The sequence below is a fragment of the Lysobacter olei genome (genome assembly GCF_054777355.1).
The window spans coordinates 218,809-240,165 of sequence record NZ_BAAHAT010000006.1 but is presented as its reverse complement, the minus strand read 5'-3'; the positions used below and the strand labels follow the sequence as shown (position 1 = coordinate 240,165).

Genomic DNA, 21,357 nt, shown 5'->3' with positions numbered 1-21,357 from the left:
GACCGGGCAAGGCTTCAGGGCGCGTTCTCTCCGCTCGCGCCCAAAGCCTGGGCACGTCGATCCAGCGCTGATCGCCCAAGGGACAGCTGCTCACCGAGCTTGATGGCGTGCTGACGCCAATCGCGGGAGAGCTGCCAGTCCTGCATGCGCATCACTTCTCCGGCGGCGGACGCCAAGCGCATCAATCCCAGATTGCTCGCCACGCCCTTGAGGGCGTGCGCATGCTCGCGGATCCGGCCCCATTGGCCTTGGTCGCCGGAATGATTGAGCTGCATCAGGCATTCTTCCGCATCGCGGAGGCACTGGACGATGAACTCACGCTCAAACGATTCCCCCAGCCCCAACGAACGAAGCTCGTCCAGCACGCCCGGATCGAAGACATCCGCTGACAGTCCTCCCTCCCCTCGGGCCAAGACCGGCGTTGCGGTGGGAGCCACGCCGTTGGCAAGGTTGCCCAACACCTCCAGCAAGCGCGACGTGGCGATGGGCTTTGCGAGGAACTCCCACGCGCCCGCCCGGCGGCACGCATCGATGGCGTCCGGCGTCACGTCGGCGCTGAGTACCATCACGGGGGTCTTGGTGGCCGCGCCCGCCTGCAGCACCCTCAGGTGATGGAGCAGGTCCAGGCCGCTCATGTCCGGCATGTGCAGGTCCACGATTGCGGCATCGAACTCCGACTGTTCCATCGCCGAGAGGACGTCCTCGCCGCTGTCGACGCAGGTCACACGATGCCCGGCCTTGCGCAGCAGGCGCTCCAATACCAGGCGGTTGGCAGCGTGGTCGTCGGCGATCAGCAGGCGCATGCTGCGCACGCGCGCACGGTGTCGCAGGAATGGATCGGAGAAGGCAATGACGTTGACGCCCTGCTGGCTGGCACTGACCTGTGCCACCACCTGCGCGTCGTCGTCCGGCTCGGAGGCAGGGTCCACGGCCGCGCGTGCCGACAGATCGAACGGCAGCTCGACCCAGAAACGACTGCCGCGTCCTTCGGCACTCTCAAAGCCGATGGTGCCGCCCATGGCCTCGGTCAGGCCCTTGGCAATGGTCGTGCCCAGGCCCGTGCCCCCGTACCGTCGGCCAAGGCTGGAGTCCGCCTGCTCGAAGGCTTCGAACAACCGGTGACGCACTGAGTCCGAGACCCCCATGCCGGTATCGGTCACCGTGAATCGCAGACGGACGCGGCCATCGACGCCCCCCACCGTGGTGGCGCTCAGGCTCACGGTTCCCTGCTGCGTGAACTTCACCGCATTGCCCGCGAGGTTCAGCAGGACTTGGCGCAGATGCGCAACGTCGCCTTGCAGCAGCGGCGGGATCGCGTCATCCAACGAGGTCGTGAAACGCAGGCGCTTTGCACGGGCTTGGGGAGACAGGATCAACTCAATGCTGTCGATCAAGTCACGAGGCGAGAACTCCGTGACGTCCAGCTTGAGCTTGCCGGCCTCAATGGCCGAGATGTCCAGCACGTCCTGAACCAACGCCAGCAACGACTGGGTCGATGCACGGATGGTGTTGACGCATTCGCGCTGCTCATCGTCCAGACGGGTCGTGGCCAGCAACTCCGACATGCCGGCAAGCCCGTTGAGCGGAGTGCGGAACTCGTGGCTCATGTTGGCCAGGAATCGGGACTTGGCTTCGCTGGCTCGCCGGGCCTCGTCGGTGGCCCGCGTCAGGGCGCGCAACAACCCGGACAGGTACATCGGAATCGCAATCAGTCCCAGCAGCAGCCCAACCGCCAGCACCCGGTTTTCCAACCAGTACGGGGTCACCGAGATGACCAGTCCGAACGATGCGGTCGCCACGGCGACCGCCGCGGCCAGATAACGGTTGCCAAAACGCAGGCCGTTACCGACCGTCACCCACATCAGGATGACGTACACCCAGGCCAACGGTTCGCCCATGCGAACCATCGCCGCAGCCATCAACCCGTAGTCCGCCATCATCCCCAGGGCGCGTCGCCAGTGGGAACGCGCCGGTACGACGACGATCCATCCCAGCAACATGGCACCGATGCCGAAGCCGGTGGCGACCATTGCCAGCACGTCATGGTAGATCGCGTCCGGCATGGCGCCACGGACGCCACCCAACATCAGATAGAACAGCACGACCGACAACACGGCCAGGCGCACCATGGCCTGGCCGTGCTCACTATCCGTCCGCTGCGCGAGGCGCAACTTGAGCCAAGCCAGGGGGTGGTTCATCCGTCACTCCGTGTCGGGCTGGTGGCTGCCCTTCGAGTAGCGCAGGCAGATGGCATGCAGGCGATCGCGGGCGCCCAGCAGCACGTCGACGCAGTCCGGATCGAAAAGGCGACCTCGCTCCGAACCCAGGTAGCTCAAGGTGTCCTCAATGGTCCATGCGTGTTTGTACGGCCTGGGCGACAGCAGCGCATCGAACACGTCCGCCGTCGCCACGATCCTTGCTTCCAACGGTATATCGGCGCCGACGAGGCCGTCTGGATACCCGGAACCGTCAAAGCGCTCGTGATGGCGCAACGCGATAGTCGCCCCAAGCTGGATGAACCGGTTGTGGCTACCGCTGAGGAGGTGGTGGCCAATGCCCGGGTGGGTGCGCATCACGGCCCGTTCCTCGTCGTTGAGCGGGCCGGCCTTGAGCAGCACCGAATCGGGAATCGCGATCTTGCCCACGTCGTGCAAGGGGGCGGCCAGCTCGATCAGGCTCGCCTCGTCTTCCGAAAGCCCCATTTCCTCGGCGATAAGACCAGCGACATGCGCCATGCGCTCCAGGTACACGCTGGTGCCCGTGTCCCGAAGTTCGATCGCCCGTGCCAGACGTGACAGGGTCTCGCGCTCGCGCTGCTCGACCTCATGCATGCTGGCCAGCAACCGCTGCTCCAACGAGAGCGCGCGCAGCTTCACGGTCTCCGACTGCTGCCGCAGGTGCAGCAGGTTGCGGCATCGCGCCCGCAGCTCGCGCGGGCGCACGGGCTTCACCAGGAAATCGATCACGCCCGCATCCAACGCGGCCTGGCGGACGGGTTCGTCGCCCACGACGGTGACCAGGATGATGGGTACGTCGCGATGGGTCGGGCGACGGCGGAAGCGGCGGGCAAACTCAAGTCCGTCCATCCCCGGCATGCGGTAATCGAGGAGCAGCAGATCTGACTGCCCCCCTTCGCACCACGCCAGCGCCGTCTCCGGCTCACCGAAATCGTGCACCTTCAATTCGGGGGTGATGTCTTCGATGATCCGCCGCAGCATCGTGCGGGCGGATGGCTGGTCATCGACGATGACTACATTCACTCAGATACCTGCCTTTGTGCCGCCATGGGGGCAGCACTCACGGCCCAGCATATCTTCACGTCGGGATACATGCAGCCACTCCTTGGCGTTGACGGGGGGGTGGGATTCAGCCCTGTTCTGGGCGCATATAGGGGAACAGCAGGACATCGCGAATCGAGGACGACCCCGTCAGCAGCATCACCAGGCGGTCGATGCCGATGCCCAGACCGCCGGTTGGGGGAAGGCCCACCTCCAGCGCACGGATGTAATCCGAGTCGAAGTGCATGGCCTCGTCGTCACCGCCCGCCTTGGCCTCCACCTGCGCCTGGAAGCGCGCCGCCTGGTCCTCCGGATCATTGAGCTCCGAGAAGCCGTTTGCCAGCTCCTTGCCACCAATGAACAGCTCGAAGCGGTCGGTCAGCTCCGGATCGTGGTCGTTGGCGCGGGCCAGCGGACTGACTTCCACCGGATGGTCGGTGATGAACGTCGGCTGGACCAGGGTATGCTCAACGGTCTTCTCGAAGACCTCCAGCAGCAGCTTTCCCCAACCGAACGAGGACTTCACCGGGATCTTCAGGCGGGCGCAATGGGCGCGCATCTTCTCGACGTCGCGCAGGTCCTCGCGGCTGATCTCAGGGTTGTGTTCCAGCACCGCATCGGTCATCGACCAGCGACGGAAGGTCGGCCCCAGGTCAATCGTATTGCCGTCCCAGTCCACCTCGGTGGTGCCCAGCACGGTCTGGGCCACGTCCCGGATCACGCCCTCGGTCAGGTCCATGATCTCGGTGTACGTGGCATAGGCCTCGTACAGCTCAAGCATGGTGAACTCGGGATTGTGTCGGGTCGACACGCCCTCGTTGCGGAAGTTGCGGTTGATCTCGTACACGCGCTCCATGCCGCCCACGACCAGCCGCTTGAGGTACAGCTCCGGCGCCACGCGCAGGTAGAGCTGCAGATCCAGCGCGTTGTGGTGGGTCACGAAGGGCTTGGCCGTGGCGCCGCCGGGGATGTAATGCATCATCGGCGTCTCGACCTCGAGGAAGCGGCGGGCATCCAGCCACGCACGCATCTCGCGGATGATCTTGCTGCGCTTGAAGAAGACGTCACGCGCCTCGGGATTGACGACCAGGTCGACGTAACGCTGACGATAGCGCTGCTCGACATCCGCCAGACCGTGGAACTTGTCCGGCAGCGGGCGCAGGGCCTTGGTCAGCAGGCGAAGCGACTCGGCCCGGATCGACAACTCACCGGTCTTGGTGCGGGTGACGAAGCCTTCGGCACCGACGATGTCACCCACGTCCCAGCCCTTGAAGGCCTCGTAGGTTTCGCCCAGCGCGTTGGCCTGCAGGAACAGCTGGATGCGGCCTGACTCGTCCTGGATCTGGACGAAGCTGGCCTTGCCCATCACGCGCTTCAGCAGGATGCGTCCGGCCACCGCGACCTTCTGGGCCTTGGCTTCCAGCGCCTCGGCGGTCCAGGCGTCGCGGTCGGCGTAGGCGCTCTGCAGGTCGCCCGCATAGTCGTGGCGCTTGAAGTCATTGGGAAACGCGACACCCTGCCCGCGGATCGCCGTGAGTTTGGCGCGACGTTCCGCGATCAGGAAGTTCTCATCGGCGGGCGTCTGGGCGGGGCTGGTCTGGTCGGTCATCGCAGTAGGGCTCAGGAAATTCCGTGAAAAACTGTTTCAGTTACAGGGAGGCCGTCTGGCAGGTCGGGCAAGTCGGGCGGGCCCGGTCGCCCGTGGGGTCGGCCAGGGCGCCCAGCGACGGGTTCCATCCTGACGGGCCGGAAGGCTCGGCGCCACCCCGTCGGTTGTCGCGGGCATTCCGCCCCAAGGGCCACAACGGCCCGGCGGGACTCGCGCCCCACCGCCCTCGTCAGGCCATGTCGGCGCGTTTCGAGCCTACTTCCAGGCCGGCCTTCAGGCTGGCCTCGACGAACTCGTCCAGATCGCCGTCGAGCACCTTCTGGGTGTCGCTGCGCTCCACGCCCGTACGCAGATCCTTGATGCGGCTCTGGTCCAGCACGTAGTTGCGAATCTGGCTGCCCCAGCCGATGTCGGCCTTGGTCGCTTCCAGCGCATCCTTTTCGGCATTGCGCTTCTGCATCTCCAGTTCGTACAACTTGGCCGCCAGCATCTTCATCGCGTTGTCGCGGTTCTGGTGCTGGCTGCGGCCGGTCTGGCAGGCCACGACAATGCCGGTCGGGACGTGCGTGATGCGCACCGCCGACTCGGTCTTGTTCACGTGCTGGCCACCGGCGCCGGACGAACGGTAAACGTCCGTCCTCAGGTCTGCGGGATTGATGTCGATCTCGAAGCTGTCATCGACTTCCGGCGACACGAACACCGACGTGAACGAGGTATGGCGGCGGTTATCGGAATCGAACGGCGACTTGCGCACCAGCCGGTGCACGCCGGTTTCGGTCTTCAGCCAGCCATAGGCAAAATCGCCCTCGACGCGCACGGTCGCGGACTTGATGCCCGCCACGTCGCCACCGCTGGCTTCCATCAACTCGGTCTTCCAGCCCCGCGACTCGCACCAACGCAGGTACATGCGCAGCAGGATTTCCGCCCAGTCCTGGGCCTCGGTTCCGCCGGCACCCGCCTGGATGTCGATGAAGGCATTGGCCGAGTCCATCTTGCCGGAGAACATGCGCTGGAACTCCAGCTTCTCCACGTCCTTGGCGAAGGTGTCGACGTCGTCCACCACGGCCAGCGCGGTGCCCTCGTCGTTCTCCATCTCCGCCAGTTCGAGCAACTCGTTGGCGCCCACCAGACCGTCGGTCAAGGTGCGGATACCCGTGACCACCTTGTCCAGTGACGCACGCTCGCGCCCAAGCGCCTGGGCCCGCTCGGCGTCGTTCCAGACGTCGGGGCTTTCCAGTTCGCGGTTTACTTCTTCGAGGCGTTCAACCTTGCCATCGAAGTCAAAGATACCCCCTCAGCGAATCCAGCCGTTCCCGAAGGTCGGCGATTCGCTGGCGGACGGGATTCAGCTCGATCATGCTGGGTGTCCGTTTGACTGCTTGCGGTGATGAACCTGTAATTCTAGCAAGCCCAGAGGCAGTTCAGGCGCCGCTGAACCCTTTGGACTGGAGCAGGCGCAAGGCGTTCAGGCCGGCTCACGATGCGTGATCACCAATTGCACGGCATCACCGCCACGGTAGTCATCGGGCTCCAGCCGGTAGGCAATGCGGATTCGCCCCCCCGGGGGCACCCCCGTCCAGCCGCCGAACTCGATGGCATTGAGGCGGCGGCCGGCATGGCCCAGTTCCAGCTTAAGGTGGCGTTCGGCGATCACCCGCCACTGCAATACATCGAATTCGCCGTCGAACTGCGGCTCGGGGAATCCCTGCCCCCACGGTCCGGCATCACGAAGGGCCTCGGCGCTGGCCCGGCTAAACTCCCCGTCCGCCAGTGAGCCATCGGAAAGCACATCCACCTCCAGCAGTTCCGGCGTCAGCACCGCCGTCGCACGTTCGCGGAATGCCACCTCGAACGCGGGCAGCGCCTCGGCATGCAAGGACAATCCCGCCGCCATCGCGTGGCCGCCAAAGCGCTCGATCAGGCCCGGATGGCGACTGTCCACGTCGGCGATGGCATCGCGGATGTGATAGCCAGGGATCGAACGCGCGGAGCCGCGAAGCATCGGACTGCCCGGCTCCGCGGGCGCGAAGGCCACCACGGGCCGATGCACGCGCTCCTTGATCTTCGAAGCGACCAGCCCGACCACGCCCGGGTGCCACTCGGCATCGAACAGGCACAGCGAAACCGGCACGGCGCCGTCCGCGAGTGTCACGCGGGCCACCGCGGCCGCGGCCTCGTCGGTCATCTGCTGTTGCTTGCTGCGGCGCTCGCCATTGATCGCATCAAGCGTGGCGGCCATGCTCCGGGCCTGCTCGAGGCTGTCAGTAAGCAGGCATTCGATGCCCAGCGCCATGTCTTCCAGCCGCCCTGCCGCGTTGATCCGCGGACCGATGGCATAGCCAATGTCGGCAGCGGTCAAACGTCCGGGATCGCGCTGCGCCACCTCGGCCAAGGCCTGCAGGCCAGCGCACCCCTGCCCTGCCCGCAACCGCCGCAGGCCTGCAGCCACGAGCGCACGGTTGTTCGTGTCCAGTGGAACAAGGTCGGCAACAGTCCCGACCGCAACCAGATCCAGCAGCGCCGCCAGGTCGGGGCCAGCGCCGCTGATCACGCTGCTGTCGCGAAGACGACGGCGCAACGCCAGCAGCACGTAAAACATTACGCCCACGCCGGCCATGACCTTGCTGGGAAAGCGATCCCCGGGCAGGTTGGGATTGACGATGGCATCCGCCGGGGGAAGTCTTTCCCCCGGCAGGTGATGGTCGGTCACCAGCACCTGCCAGCCCTTCGCCTTGGCCGCAGTGATACCGGGATGGCAGGCGATGCCATGGTCCACGGTGACCACCAGGTCGGGCTTGAGGACCGCCAGTTCCTCCACCAGCGCGGGCGACAGACCGTAGCCGTGCACGATCCGGTTGGGGACGGCGTGCGATACGTGTCGAGCGCCGAGCATGCGCAGCCCGCGCACGCCAACGGCGCAAGCGGTCGCGCCGTCGCAATCGAAATCACCGACCACGACGATGTGGCGGTCGCGCGCTATCGCGTCAGCGAGCAGTGCGGTCGCTGCATCCATCCCTCCCAGCAGGTCAGGGAGCAGAAGCTGCGCGAGGCGCGGTTGGGCCTGCTCAATATTGCTGGCGCCGCGCGCCGAATACACACGGCGCAGCAGCGGCGGGATGCGTTCGGGCCACTCCCCGGTCACCAATTCCGCGCGGCGGCGCAGCCTGGACGTGGGCCTCATGCGTCGAGCGACTCCAATGCGCGACGCCAGAACCGCCAACGCTGGCCGGGGGCGAGGACGAATGCCTGGTCGTCCGCAAAATCAAGCGTGGCCCGATCCAGGTACCCGGCGTTCAGGTCGGCATGCAGCGGCGCCAACCAGTCCTGTTCGAGGGCCGCCAGGTCTCGCACGTGCCGCAAGTCGAACAAGATGGGCATTCCCTCGTCCCCGGAGTGCAAGGGCGAGGGATGCTGGGACGGCCAAGCAGGCGGCAGTGTCGAGATCCTGGCTCCTGCCAGCAGCGCCATCGCGGCCAAGGCGTCGTCATCGCTTGCGACATGCAGGAATTGACTGCGGACGGTTCCCGGCAGGGGGCCCGCCCCCCAGAACCACAGCGAATTCACAGGGGCCAAGCCGGCGCCTGCGCGCTCGGCATTGCGGGGATGGTTGTGAAGGACCACCTGCGCCTCGCTCAGCAGCGCTCGCCAGCGACGTCCTTCACCACCCTCTTCCGCGTTGGCGCCCGGCAGGTGGTCGAACACGTCGTCGCCCAGCGCGACTTCCGGCGGCACAAAGGTCGGCAGCTTCGCTCCCGCAGGCATCCGCAGGTACCAGCGCGAAGGGACTGGAGCATCGATGAGGAAACCGACATCGCCGAACAACGGGCGCAACGCAGGCAGGAATGCCTCCACATCCTCCGCGGTGAGCGACAGTGCGGGACCGTGGGCCAGCAACCTGGCGCCGTTGATGTCCGGGCGAACATACGCCGGGTCGGCGCGCAGCCAAGCCGCACCCAGTGCATCGCCTGCGTCGCGTTGGCGGGTGGCGGCGGCCACAGGCCAAACGCGGGGCACTACATCCAGCACCCGTCCCATCTGCCCAAGACCGTTGCCATTACCCGCATCGGAGACGCGGTCCGCACGCGCCAGCCGCGCGGCCAGCCCCTGGGGAAGGCGCTGCTGCGCCAGTCGCGCACGAGCCGGCAGCAGCAGCGTCGCAGTCTTCATCGGTCAGCCGAGGTAGCGAACCGCCACGATCTCGTATTCGCGCGTGCCACCCGGCGCTTCGATCGTGATGCTGTCACCCTCGTGCTTGCCGATGAGGGCACGTGCCACGGGCGAGGAAATGGCGATCCACCCCTGCTTGATGTCGGCCTCCAAGTCACCCACGATCTGGTAGGTCTTGGCTTCGTCGGTATCCACGTCGGCCAATTCCACCGTCGCGCCAAAAACGACGCGCGAACCGGCATTGAGCGAGGCCACGTCGATCACCTGGGCATGCGACAGCTCGGCTTCAAGCTGCTTGATGCGGCCTTCGATGAAGCCCTGCTGTTCGCGCGCGGCGTGGTACTCGGCGTTTTCCTTCAGGTCGCCATGGGCGCGCGCTTCGGAAATGGCGTTGATCACGGCCGGTCGCTTGACCGACTTCAGTTCTTCCAGCTCGGCGCGCAGGCGTTGCGCGCCTTTCATGGTGATGGGTGCTCGCATTGCAAAAAATCCTCGTGCCAGCGCAGGCGCCAGCGCGTTTCATCCAATGAGCCCGCCGGCAGGAGGCCGGCGGTTACGGGTTCAGATTGTGCACGGAAGGAGCCGGGACGTCATGCCTCACCCCGTCCCCTGCCAACCTGGACAATGCCCGGTCAGCCACGCGTGGCGGTGACCGGGCTGGCGACAGCCACCTGGCGGCGGCCGCCACTCAAGGCGGGCCTCAGGCGGCGCCTTGCACCTCAGCGTGCAGTTCCTGCAGCGACCACACCGGGCCGGTGCCACGGTAGTCGAGGGAGGTGACCAGCGCACGGGCGCCCGACACGGTGGTCGAGTACGTCAGGCGCTGCTGCAACGCCTCGCGGCGGATCGAGAACGAGTCGTTGATGGCCTGGCGGCCTTCGGTCGTGTTGATGATGTACACGATCTCGCCGTTCTTGATCAGGTCGACGATGTGCGGACGGCCTTCGGTCACCTTGTTGATGCGCTCGCACGCCAGGCCCTGTTCGGTCAGGAACGTGTGGGTGCCGCTGGTGGCCACCAGCGTGTAACCGCGCTTGACCAGGTCCTGCGCCACCGGTAGCACGCGCTGCTTGTCCGGGTCGCGCACCGAGATGAACACCTTGCCCGGCTGCAGTGCCTTGATACCGCCGGCCTCCTGCGCGCGCGCCATGGCCGCGCCGAAGTTGCGACCCACACCCATCACCTCGCCGGTGGAGCGCATCTCCGGCCCAAGGATCGGGTCCACGCCCTGGAACTTGGCGAACGGGAAGATCGCTTCCTTGACCGAGTAATAGTCGGGGATGATCTCCTTCGTCGCGCCCTGCTCCGCCAGCGTCTGGCCGACCATGCAGCGCGCCGCGATCTTGGCCAGCGGCAGGCCGGTGGCCTTGGAGACGAACGGCACGGTGCGCGAGGCACGCGGGTTCACTTCGATCAGGTAGACGGTGTCGTTGCCCTGCTCGTCGAAGGTGATCGCGAACTGGGTGTTCATCAGGCCGACCACGTTCAGCGCCTTGGCCAACGCCACCACCTGGTCGCGCAGCTTGTCCTGCACGGCCGGGGTCAGCGAGTACGGCGGCAGCGAACACGAGGAGTCGCCGGAGTGCACGCCGGCTTCTTCGATGTGCTCCATTACGCCGCCGATGACCACGTTGCCGTCCTTGTCGGCGATGACGTCGACGTCGACTTCCACCGCGTTGTCCAGGAAGCGGTCCAACAGCACCGGTGAGTCGTTCGACACCTTCACCGCGTCACGGATGTAGCGGGTCAGGTCGGCGTCACCGTAGACGATCTCCATCGCGCGGCCGCCGAGCACGTAGCTCGGGCGCACGACCAGCGGATAGCCGATCTGCGAGGCCAGCAGCAGCGCCTCTTCCGGGTTGCGCGCGGTGCGGTTCAGCGGCTGGGCCAGGCCCAGGTCCTGCACCAGCTTCTGGAAGCGCTCGCGGTCCTCGGCCAGGTCGATGCTGTCCGGGGTGGTGCCGATCACCGGCACCCCATTGGCTTCCAGCGCGCGCGCCAGCTTCAGCGGGGTCTGGCCGCCGTACTGCACGATCACGCCCTTGGGCTTCTCGAGGTCGGCGATCTCCAGCACGTCTTCCAGCGTCAGCGGCTCGAAGTACAGGCGGTCCGAGGTGTCGTAGTCGGTCGACACAGTCTCCGGGTTGCAGTTGACCATGATGGTTTCATAGCCGTCCTCGCGCAGGGCGAGCGCGGCATGCACGCAGCAGTAGTCGAACTCGATGCCCTGGCCGATGCGGTTCGGGCCGCCACCGAGCACGATGATCTTGTTGCGGTCGGTCGGCTGCGCCTCGCACTCGTCCTCGTAGGTCGAGTACATGTAGGCCGTGGTCGTGGCGAACTCCGCCGCGCACGAGTCCACGCGCTTGTACACCGGGCGCACGCCGAAGGCGCGACGCAGGGTGCGCACCGCGGTTTCGTCGGTGCCGGTCAGCTGCGCCAGGCGCGCATCGGAGAAGCCCATGCGCTTGAGTTCGCGCATGCGCTTGGCGTCGATGCCACTCAGGCCGGCGATCGACACGTCCTTCTCGGTCGCGATGATCTCCTCGATCTGGTCGAGGAACCACGGGTCGACGAAAGACAGCGCGTGGATGTCCTCCACGCTCAAGCCGGCGCGGAAGGCATCGCCGATGTAGAACATGCGCTCCGGACCCGGCTCCTTCAGCTCGCGCTTCAGGACGGTCACGTCATCTTCGCTGGCGAGGTTCAGGCCGGTCGGATCGAGGCCGACCTTGCCGGTCTCCAGGCCGCGCAGCGCCTTCTGCAGCGACTCCTGGAAGGTGCGGCCCATGGCCATCACCTCGCCCACCGACTTCATCTGGGTGGTCAGGCGTGCATCGGCCTGCGGGAACTTCTCGAACGCGAAGCGCGGAATTTTGGTGACCACGTAGTCGATCGACGGCTCGAACGAGGCCGGGGTCTTGCTACCGGTGATCTCGTTGCGCAGTTCGTCCAGCGTGTAGCCCACCGCCAGCTTGGCCGCGATCTTGGCAATCGGGAAGCCGGTGGCCTTGGACGCCAGTGCCGAGGAACGCGACACGCGCGGGTTCATCTCGATCACCACCACGCGGCCGTTCTGCGCGTTGATGCCGAACTGCACGTTGGAGCCGCCGGTGTCCACGCCGATCTTGCGCAGCACCGCGATCGACGCGTCGCGCAGGCGCTGGTATTCCTTGTCGGTCAGGGTCTGCGCCGGGGCTACGGTGATCGAGTCACCGGTGTGCACGCCCATCGCGTCGAAGTTCTCGATGGAGCAAACGATGATGCAGTTGTCCGCCTTGTCGCGGACCACTTCCATTTCGAACTCCTTCCAGCCGAGCACCGACTCTTCGACCAGCACTTCGGTGGTCGGCGACAGCTCGAGGCCACGGTTGACGATTTCGATCAGCTCTTCGCGGTTGTACGCGATGCCGCCGCCGCTGCCGCCCAGGGTAAACGAGGGGCGGATGATCGTCGGGTAACCCACGCGGGTCTGGATGTCGAGCGCTTCCTCCAGGGTGTGCGCGACTTCGGCCTTCGGGCATTCCAGGCCGATTTCCTTCATCGCCACGCGGAACAACTCGCGGTCCTCGGCCATGCGGATGGCCTCGCGCGAGGCGCCGATCAGCTCGACGTTGTACTTCTCCAGCACGCCGTTGTCGGCAAGGTCCAGCGCGCAGTTCAGCGCGGTCTGTCCGCCCATCGTCGGCAGCAGTGCGTCCGGCTTTTCCTTGGCGATGATCTTTTCGACCGTCTGCCAGTTGATCGGCTCGATGTACACGGCGTCGGCCATGTTCGGGTCGGTCATGATCGTGGCCGGGTTGCTGTTGACCAGCACCACGCGGTAGCCCTCGTCACGCAGGGCCTTGCACGCCTGCGCGCCGGAGTAGTCGAACTCGCAGGCCTGGCCGATCACGATCGGGCCGGCGCCGATGATCAGGACGGTCTTGATGTCAGTGCGCTTTGGCATGTCAGTTGTTCTCCGCGCGCTGGCTGTGCATCTGCGCAATGAAACGATCAAAGAGCGGGGACACGTCGTGCGGACCCGGGCTGGCTTCCGGGTGGCCCTGGAAGCTGAAGGCCGGCGCGTCGGTCAGTGCGATGCCCTGGTTGGTGCCGTCGAACAGCGAGCGATGGGTCACGCGCACGTTGGCCGGCAGCGTCGGCTCATCCACCGCAAAACCGTGGTTCTGCGAGGTGATCATCACGCGGCCGGTGTCCAGGTCCTGCACCGGGTGGTTGGCGCCATGGTGGCCGTGCGGCATCTTCATGGTCTGCGCGCCGCTGGCCAGCGCCAGCAACTGGTGGCCCAGGCAGATGCCAAAGGTCGGCACCTTGGCGGCAATGAATTCCTTGATGGCCGCGATGGCGTAGTCGCACGGCGCCGGGTCGCCCGGGCCGTTGGACAGGAACACGCCATCGGGCTTCATCGCGAGCACGTCGGCGGCCGGCGTCTGCGCCGGCACCACCGTCACGCGGCAGCCGCGCTCGGCGATCATGCGCAGGATGTTGATCTTCACGCCGAAGTCGTAGGCCACCACGTGGAACTGGCGATCGGCCTGCACGAATGCGCCGCTGTCCAGGTCGAGCTGGCCGTCGGTCCACTCGTAGCGCTCGGCGGTGGTCACCACCTTCGCCAGGTCCATGCCCTTCAGGCCCGGGAACTTGCGGGCGGCCTCGATGGCCTTCTCCGGGTCGATGTCGCCGGCCATGACCGCGCCGTTCTGCGCGCCCTTGTCGCGCAGGATGCGGGTCAGCTTGCGGGTATCGATGTCGGCGATGGCGACGATGCCGCGGGCCGTGAGCCACTCCGGGAGCGACACTTGGCTGCGCCAGTTGCTGGGGCGGCGCGGCACGTTGCGGACGATCAGACCCGAAGCCCACACCTTGGTGGCCTCGTCATCCAGATCGGTGCAACCGGTGTTGCCGATGTGGGGATAGGTCAGCGTCACGAGCTGACGGGCGTAGGACGGGTCGGTCAGGATTTCCTGGTAACCGGTGAGCGCGGTGTTGAACACGACTTCGCCGACGGAAAGGCCGGGCGCGCCTACGGAAACGCCCTCGAAGATGGTGCCGTCTTCGAGTGCGAGGATTGCGGGATGGGTCACGGGGGTCGCCTTGGGTGCCGAGGGGTGCTGATCCCTTCGCCCTGCGCACGGCCGTCGAAAGCGGCTTGCAGCAAAGCACGGACGCGGTCTTAAACCGGTCCGGCGAAAGGAGTTCAGGCGAGCGAGAATTCTAGCGGGAACGCCCTTCCCGCGCCAGCATTCATTTTTGACGCGGCTGACGCTCCAGCAACCGAATCGCGGGGCCAGGAAGGCGACGACCTCTGGGGTGCCGCCCTATTCAGGCAGCTGGGATGCTGAACGAATGCCGACCTTCGGCCTCAATCCAGAAGGTCTTTGACCCGGTATGCCCCTGCAGGGCGGCCGGCCAATCTCGCGGCACAGTGCAACGCCCCCCGGGCGAAGATGTCACGATTGGTGGCCCGGTGCACCAGCTCGATGCGCTCCCCCAACGTGGTGAACTGCACCAGATGTTCGCCAACAATGTCCCCGGCGCGCAGCGAGGCATAGCGGGGCTCCGCGCCTCCCATCCGGGCGTGGGCGCCGAGCGTCAAGGCGGTCCCGGACGGCGCGTCGAGCTTGTGCACGTGGTGGGACTCGACGATGTCGCAGTCCCACCCCTTCAGTGCCTGGGCCGCCCGTTCCACCAGTTCATTGAGAACGGCCACCCCCAGGCTGAAATTGGATGCCCACAGGACCGCGACCCGTTCGGATGCACGATCCAGTGCGAGCCGCTGACCTTCCTCAAGTCCGGTGGTCCCGGAAACGAGCGCCGAGCCACGGGACACGCACAATTCGACCAGCCGTTCCAGGCCCGCGGGCAAGCTGAAATCGATCGCGACATCGAATGCGGGCGCCGAGTCCAGGTCGGTCGCCGCGATGCATTTCGCGCCAGCCACGACGGGCGACTTGCCAGGGTCCCGCACCGCCGCTGCAACCACCTGCAGGTCGGGGCGCTCCGACGCCAAGCGGATCAAGGATTGCCCCATGCGCCCGGACGCGCCATGGATAAGGATGCGGATCGGCGAATTCATCGCCGTATCTTGACGCCAATCCCTGTTGGCGTCACCCGTCCACACTCGGTTAGTGGACCGAAGGCGAAGCGGCCTGCAGGCGCCCCATCACTTGCCGCATCGAATCCTCGAATGCCGAATCAACACCGCGCAGCGTCATCTTTCCGGCCTTCACCATCGCGGCCAGCTCCTCGGCCGACGCGACCAGCACGCGGATACCACGCCGGTTCACGAACAGCAGCCGCGCGGAAATCGGGCTGACCCACGACACCTTCGCGGGCTCACTGCGACCGCTTTCCGAGGTCAACTGCACCCAGGTGCCGATCTCGAGTTCGCGAATCTGCTCCGCCACGTCCGCATCAAAATCCAATCCCGCACTGACATTGACGAGCGTCAGTCGCGGCTCCACGACCGCAGGCGGGGCCGGAGGCAGGGTTGGCTGCGGCGGGAGCGACTGCTGCTCCGAAACCACTTCCCCCTCTGCAATCCGGGTGATCGTGTATTGCAGGGCCGCCAGGATCTCATCCGCGGCATGTCCCACACAGCCGGAGCTCTCCAGGATGGACAACAGGGCGGTGCGCTCCAGTGGCGGCAGGCGGTCCAGCGGCGTACCCAGCTCCGCGTGGTCGAAAGTGACCAGCAACGCCATGATTGCGTGCACCGAGGCGGCGTAGCGCGGCGAAGCCTGCCCGTCCTTCAGGATGACCTGCGTGAGGTGATGCGTGGCGTAGTGCGACAGGAACTCGCCCAGCGCCGGCGGCAGCTCCCGATCGGCGCGCTGCGAGGCAATCTCGGCCGCGGCCTGCTCACGCGCCTGCCCGAGCCGTTCCCGACCCCGCTGCGCCTCTGCTGCACGCTTTTCCGCAAGCTCCATGCGCTTGCGGTGCTGGTCCATGTACCCGCGGAGCTCCTGCTCCAGGGTCTCGAAGATCGCGAGATCCTCGTTGTACTCGGCGACGACGCGATCAATGACGCCATCCACGTGGTCGAGCAGTTGTCGCTCCTGTGAGCCTTCGCCGTGGTTGCCCTCGCAGGCTTCGGCAACCGCATTGAGCAGGCGCCGGGCCGGGTGGCCCTTGTACAGGAACATCCGTCGATCCTTGACGGCCACCCGCACGTAGGGCACGAGCAGGCGGCCAATCTTCTGGCGTGCCCCAAGCTCGAAATCCCGCTCATCCATCAGGACGTCGAAGAGCATTCCGACCAGGTCAACGGCATCCTCATCGGCCCCGGCCAGGCTGGTTCCCGGAGTGGCCATCCCCAGGCGCTGCGCGGTACTGAGCAACTCACGACGCAGTTCATCGGCGAGCGAAACGCGGTCGTCATCAAACGCCTTGGCCAGGCTGGCAGGCGGCTGCTGCTGCATTCGGTGGAGCACACTCAACAGGTCGCGGCTCGGCATGGGAAGCCCATACCCACCGGCCATGGCGCGCGGTCGCTCCTCGCCAGCGAGGCGTTGGCGCCAGCCTTGGAGCATGCCCACCAACGTATTGAAGAAGGCGGACTCGTTCGACCCCATGCCGTCGGCATCTTCGGCGACCGCCGCCTGCGCACTGGCGGTGGTCTCCACCGATTGCGGCTTGGCGGCACGCTGCGCCGCGTCCAGACTCGGGAGGACGCCGGCCAGTGCCAGCCGCTCGTTCATGCGCGCATAGAGATCCGGCAGCGCCGTCCCCAGCTCGCGCTCGAAGAACTTCAGCAGGGCGATGCACACACCGGCGGACAGGCCGCTGCCCCGCAACCCGTCGCGGGCGGCCGTGGCCAACGCCTTCGGCCCTGCCGGATTGTCGCCTCCCGGCCACGATGCGCGCGTCGCCAACGTGGCCATGCGCGCATCCAGCACCTCCAGCGCCTGCGCGTGCAGTCGCCCAAGGTTGTCAATGAGTTGCTCGTCGGCCAGTTGCTGCTGAAGGTCGTCGTCCTCCACCAGCCGCAGGACGTGCCCCACTTGCCCTTCTGGCTGGGCAAGCCCGGCGTACGTCCGGAAGGTCGACAACACGGACTGCCCGAAACGCTGCACGATCTGCGCGCGCACTCGCCTCAGATCGCGCAGCGCCGTCAGCTCAACGCCTTCGGAGCCAATCTGGGAGCGATCGAAAAGGTAGTCATCGGTCCGCCGCAAGGCGGACTCGATCACGTAGTTGAGGGCTTCGACGCTCGCCTGCTGCAACTGAAACACGAGCTGATGGGGGTCTGCCCCCAGCCCGGGACTGGCCGTTTGCGGGGCCACCCTGTGCAGCGATTGAACGGATGCGTCCATGGGGCATTTATACCCCCGGTAAACGGGGGTTCCAGCACCAAACTGACGCGAATTGTCAGAACCTTGACGAACTCGACAATTCCGAGGTGACTCAGGACGTCATGCGGTCCCAGAACCCCTTCACCCCGTCAATGAACGTCGAGGATCGCGGCGAATGCCGGCGGGCATCCTCACCCGAGAACGTGGCCTCGAACTTTTCCAGCAGTTCCCGCTGCTCGGGGGTCAGGTTGACGGGGGTTTCCACGACCACGCGGCAGTACAGGTCGCCCGGTTTGCGACTGCGGACCGACTTCACGCCCTTGTCGCGCAGGCGGAACAGTTTGCCGGTCTGCGTCTCGGCCGGGATACGCAATTCGACTTCCCCGCCCAAGGTCGGCACGCGCACCACGTCGCCCAGGGCGGCCTGGGAAATGCGGATCGGCACCTCACAGTGCAGGTCATCGCCATCGCGCTGGAAGATCTCGTGCTCGCGCACGCGCACTTCGACGTACAGGTCGCCCGGGGGCGCACCGGTCGGGCCGGCTTCGCCCTCACCCGCCAGACGGATGCGGTCGCCATTGTCCACGCCAGCCGGGATCTTGACCTGCAGGGTCTTGGTGCGCTCGACACGACCCTGCCCGTGGCAGTCGCCACAAGGATTGGCAATGGTCTGGCCGCGCCCGCCACAGTGCGGGCACGCCTGCTGCATGGAGAAGATGCCGCGCTGGAACCGGACCTGGCCTCGCCCGTGGCAGGTCGAACAGGTTTCGACCTTGCCGTCGGCCGAGCCACTGCCGTGGCAGGTGTCGCACTCGTCCAGCGTGGGTACTTCGATCTGCTTTTCGACGCCGCCGACCGCCTCTTCAAGCGCCAGCTCCATCACATAGCCGACGTCCGCGCCGCGCCTCGGCCCGCGCGGACCACCGCCACCACCGCCGAAGATGTTGCCGAAGATGTCACCGAAGATATCGCCCATGTCGGCGTAGCCCGGGCCACCCGCGCCACCGCCCATGCCGTGCTCGAAGGCGGCATGGCCGTGCTGGTCGTACATGCGGCGCTTGGAGGCGTCCGAAAGGACCTCGTAGGCCTCCTTGCACTCCTTGAACGATTCCTCTGCGGCCTTGTCGCCCGGGTTGCGGTCCGGGTGGTACTTCATGGCGCAACGACGATAGGCCTTCTTAAGGTCCTCTTCGCTGGCGTCGCGGGCTACACCCAGAACTTCGTAGTAATCGCGCTTGCTCATGTGTGGCTTCGGTTCCCCTGCCCGCCAAGGCAGGCAGGACTGGCATCGTTGGTGTGCATCTGGCTTAAACAACGAGGGTCCGGGACCGCGTCGCGAACCCGGACCCTCGTCCGATCCCCTTGCCCGCTCCCGCCATCAAGGCGCCGCGCCGGCACGGGGTAATCGGTTACTTCTTGTCGTCTTCCTTGACCTCGGTGAACTCGGCGTCGACCACGTCGTCGCCGGCCTTGGCGCCACCCGCGGCGGCACCGGCCTCACCCGGCTGCGCAGCCTGCGCCGCGGCGAACAGCCCCTGCGCAGCCTCTTCCAGCGCCTTCGACTTGGCCTCGATCTGGCCCTTGTCGTCGCCCTTCATGGCGGTCTCGAGTTCCGCAATGGCACCCTCGGCGCGGCCGATCACGTCGCCCTGCACCTTGTCGCCATTTTCCTTGATGGTCGTGCGCGTCATGTGGATCAGGCCGTCGGCGTGGTTGCGGGCCTGGACCAGCTCGTGGAACTTCTGGTCTTCCTCACGGTGCGCCTCGGCGTCCTGCACCATCTTGTTGATCTCGTCCTCGGACAGGCCCGAACCGGCCTTGATTTCGACCTTCTGCTCCTTGCCGGTCTTCTTGTCCTTGGCGGTCACGTGCACGATGCCGTTGGCGTCGATGTCGAACGACACCTCCACCTGCGGCATGCCGCGCGGCGCCGGCTCGATGCCGGACAGGTCGAAGCGGGCCAGCGACTTGTTGTAACGGGCCTGCTCACGCTCGCCCTGCAGCACGTGCACGGTTACGGCCGACTGGTTGTCCTCGGCAGTCGAGAAGGTCTGCGAGGCCTTGGTCGGGATCGTGGTGTTCTTCTCGATGATCTTGGTGAACACGCCGCCCAGGGTTTCGATACCCAGGCTCAGCGGGGTCACGTCGAGCAGCAGCACATCCTTGACGTCGCCCTGCAGCACGCCACCCTGGATCGCGGCACCCACGGCCACGGCTTCGTCCGGATTGACGTCCTTGCGCGGCTCCTTGCCGAAGAACTCGGCCACCGCGGCCTGCACCTTCGGCATGCGGGTCTGGCCACCGACCAGGATCACCTCGGTCACGTCGCTGGCACGCAGGCCGGCGTCGTTAAGCGCGGTGCGGCACGGCTCGATCGACTTCTTGATCAGATCCTCGACCAGCGACTCCAGCTTGGCGCGGGTCAGCTTGATGTTCAGGTGCTTCGGGCCGCTTGCGTCGGCGGTCACGTACGGCAGGTTGACCTCGGTCTGCTGCGCGCTGGACAGTTCGATCTTGGCGCGTTCGGCCGCGTCCTTCAGGCGCTGCAGGGCCAGCGGGTCCTTGCGCAGGTCGATACCCTGGTCCTTCAGGAACTCCTCGACCAGGTAGTCGATGACGCGCGCGTCGAAGTCTTCGCCGCCCAGGAAGGTGTCGCCGTTGGTGGCCAGCACCTCGACCTGCATTTCGCCGTCCACCGACGCGATCTCGATGATCGACACGTCGAACGTGCCGCCGCCCAGGTCATACACGGCCACCTTGCGGTCGCCGCCCTTCTTGTCCATGCCATAGGCCAGCGCAGCCGCAGTCGGCTCGTTGATGATGCGCTTGACGTCCAGGCCCGCGATCTTGCCCGCGTCCTTGGTCGCCTGGCGCTGGCTGTCGTTGAAGTACGCCGGCACGGTGATGACCGCCTCGGTGACGGTCTCGCCCAGGTAGGCTTCGGCCGTCTTCTTCATCTTGGCCAGCACCTCGGCCGAGACCTGCTGCGGGGCCATCTTCTTGCCCTCGGAGGTCTGCACCCAGGCGTCGCCGTTGTCGTGCTGCACGATGCCGTACGGGACGAGGTTGATGTCCTTCTGCACTTCGGCGTCGGTGAACTTGCGGCCAATCAGGCGCTTCACCGCGAAGAAGGTGTTCTTGGGGTTGGTCACCGCCTGGCGCTTGGCCGAGGCGCCGACGAGCACTTCGCCGTCCTTGGTGAATGCGACGATGGACGGCGTGGTGCGGTCGCCCTCGGCATTCTCGATGACCTTGACGTTGCCGCCCTCCATGATCGCCACGCACGAGTTGGTCGTGCCGAGGTCGATGCCGATGATCTTGCCCATGGTGATTCCCTCTCGAATCTTTGACTTGGGGGCGGCCGAACCGCCGATGGTCGCTATCTGGGGTCGCCGGAAAGCACTTCAAGCGCCCGGCAACGGATTGGTTCAGGCGTCCTTGGCCACCACGACGAGCGCGGGGCGCAGCAGGCGCTCGTTGAGCAGCCATCCCTTCTGGTAGACCTGCACGACATGGCCCGGCGCGTGGTCCGCGCTGTCAACCATGCTCATGGCCTGGTGGTGTTCGGGGTTGAAGGGCTGGCCCGCGGGGTCCACCGCCACTAGTCCGTTGTCACCAACCACCTTGAGCAGTTGCTTCAAGGTCAGCTCCATCCCGTCGCGCAGCGCGTTGGCCTCGCCACCGGCAACGGCCAGCCCTGCCTCGAGGCTGTCGATCACCGGCAGCAATTCGGAAAGCAACCGCTCGTTGGCGAACTTGCGGGCCATTTCGACATCGCGGGCAAGTCGCTTGCGCTGGTTGTCCAGCTCAGCCCGCTCGCGCAGAGCATCCTCGGCGACCTTGGCCAGTTCGGCCTTCAGCTCATCGATCTGGGTGTCAAACGATTGGAAGGACTCGGCGCCGCCGGTACGGTCGGCCGCTTCGGCCTGGTTGGGGTCGGTCTGGTGTTCGTGGGTCGTCATGCCTGGCTGTTCCCTGCGTGAAACGGACGCACCCTCCCTCCGCG

14 protein-coding genes are annotated in these 21,357 nt (G+C 66.1%); all 14 read right to left on the bottom strand.

The features are described from left to right. Positions 1-14: 14 nt before the first annotated feature. Positions 15-2,198, bottom strand: a complete 2,184-nt coding sequence (locus ACYVBS_RS11030) for an ATP-binding protein (protein WP_460823649.1) — start codon at positions 2,196-2,198, stop codon at positions 15-17. A 3-nt stretch (positions 2,199-2,201) separates the two neighbouring features. Continuing rightward, positions 2,202-3,260: an HD domain-containing phosphohydrolase gene (locus tag ACYVBS_RS11025; protein WP_460823648.1), complete on the bottom strand. Its 1,059-nt coding sequence runs from the start codon at positions 3,258-3,260 to the stop codon at positions 2,202-2,204. 106 nt (positions 3,261-3,366) lie between these two features. Continuing rightward, a complete protein-coding gene (gene lysS / locus ACYVBS_RS11020; protein WP_460823647.1) occupies positions 3,367-4,887 on the bottom strand; it encodes a lysine--tRNA ligase in 1,521 nt (506 codons plus the stop codon). Positions 4,888-5,116: 229 nt separating this feature from the next. Next, positions 5,117-6,245 (bottom strand): peptide chain release factor 2 gene (prfB, locus tag ACYVBS_RS11015; protein WP_460823645.1). Its coding sequence is split into 2 segments (ribosomal slippage): positions 5,117-6,169 and positions 6,171-6,245, totalling 1,128 coding nucleotides; the frame shifts between segments, so codons are not numbered across the junction. Between the two features lie 107 nt (positions 6,246-6,352). Then, positions 6,353-8,068, bottom strand: coding sequence for a single-stranded-DNA-specific exonuclease RecJ (gene recJ / locus ACYVBS_RS11010; protein WP_460823644.1), 1,716 nt, complete (start codon positions 8,066-8,068; stop codon positions 6,353-6,355). Then, complete coding sequence (locus tag ACYVBS_RS11005) at positions 8,065-9,054, bottom strand: phosphoglycerate mutase (protein ID WP_460823642.1); 990 nt, start codon at positions 9,052-9,054, stop codon at positions 8,065-8,067. Before ACYVBS_RS11005 ends, recJ begins: the two co-directional genes overlap by 4 nt. 3 nt (positions 9,055-9,057) lie before the next feature. Beyond that, positions 9,058-9,534: a transcription elongation factor GreA gene (gene greA, locus ACYVBS_RS11000; protein ID WP_460823640.1), complete on the bottom strand. Its 477-nt coding sequence runs from the start codon at positions 9,532-9,534 to the stop codon at positions 9,058-9,060. Positions 9,535-9,754: 220 nt separating this feature from the next. Then, entirely contained in the window at positions 9,755-13,003 is a 3,249-nt protein-coding gene (carB, locus tag ACYVBS_RS10995) for a carbamoyl-phosphate synthase large subunit (protein ID WP_460823639.1), read from the bottom strand. A gap of 1 nt (position 13,004) precedes the next feature. Next, on the bottom strand, positions 13,005-14,141 hold the full coding sequence (carA, locus tag ACYVBS_RS10990; protein ID WP_460823638.1) for a glutamine-hydrolyzing carbamoyl-phosphate synthase small subunit: 1,137 nt from the start codon (positions 14,139-14,141) through the stop codon (positions 13,005-13,007). 278 nt (positions 14,142-14,419) lie between these two features. Next, the gene (gene dapB / locus ACYVBS_RS10985) at positions 14,420-15,133 is read right to left on the bottom strand and encodes a 4-hydroxy-tetrahydrodipicolinate reductase (RefSeq protein ID WP_460823637.1); all 714 of its coding nucleotides are present in this window, start codon (positions 15,131-15,133) and stop codon (positions 14,420-14,422) included. 49 nt (positions 15,134-15,182) lie between these two features. Continuing rightward, positions 15,183-17,372, bottom strand: a complete 2,190-nt coding sequence (locus ACYVBS_RS10980; RefSeq protein WP_460823636.1) for a DUF1631 family protein — start codon at positions 17,370-17,372, stop codon at positions 15,183-15,185. A 91-nt stretch (positions 17,373-17,463) separates the two neighbouring features. Further along, on the bottom strand, positions 17,464-18,594 hold the full coding sequence (dnaJ, locus tag ACYVBS_RS10975; RefSeq protein ID WP_460823635.1) for a molecular chaperone DnaJ: 1,131 nt from the start codon (positions 18,592-18,594) through the stop codon (positions 17,464-17,466). A 166-nt stretch (positions 18,595-18,760) separates the two neighbouring features. After that, positions 18,761-20,677: a molecular chaperone DnaK gene (gene dnaK, locus ACYVBS_RS10970; protein ID WP_460823634.1), complete on the bottom strand. Its 1,917-nt coding sequence runs from the start codon at positions 20,675-20,677 to the stop codon at positions 18,761-18,763. A gap of 102 nt (positions 20,678-20,779) precedes the next feature. Next, positions 20,780-21,313, bottom strand: a complete 534-nt coding sequence (grpE, locus tag ACYVBS_RS10965; protein WP_460823633.1) for a nucleotide exchange factor GrpE — start codon at positions 21,311-21,313, stop codon at positions 20,780-20,782. Positions 21,314-21,357: the final 44 nt, after the last annotated feature.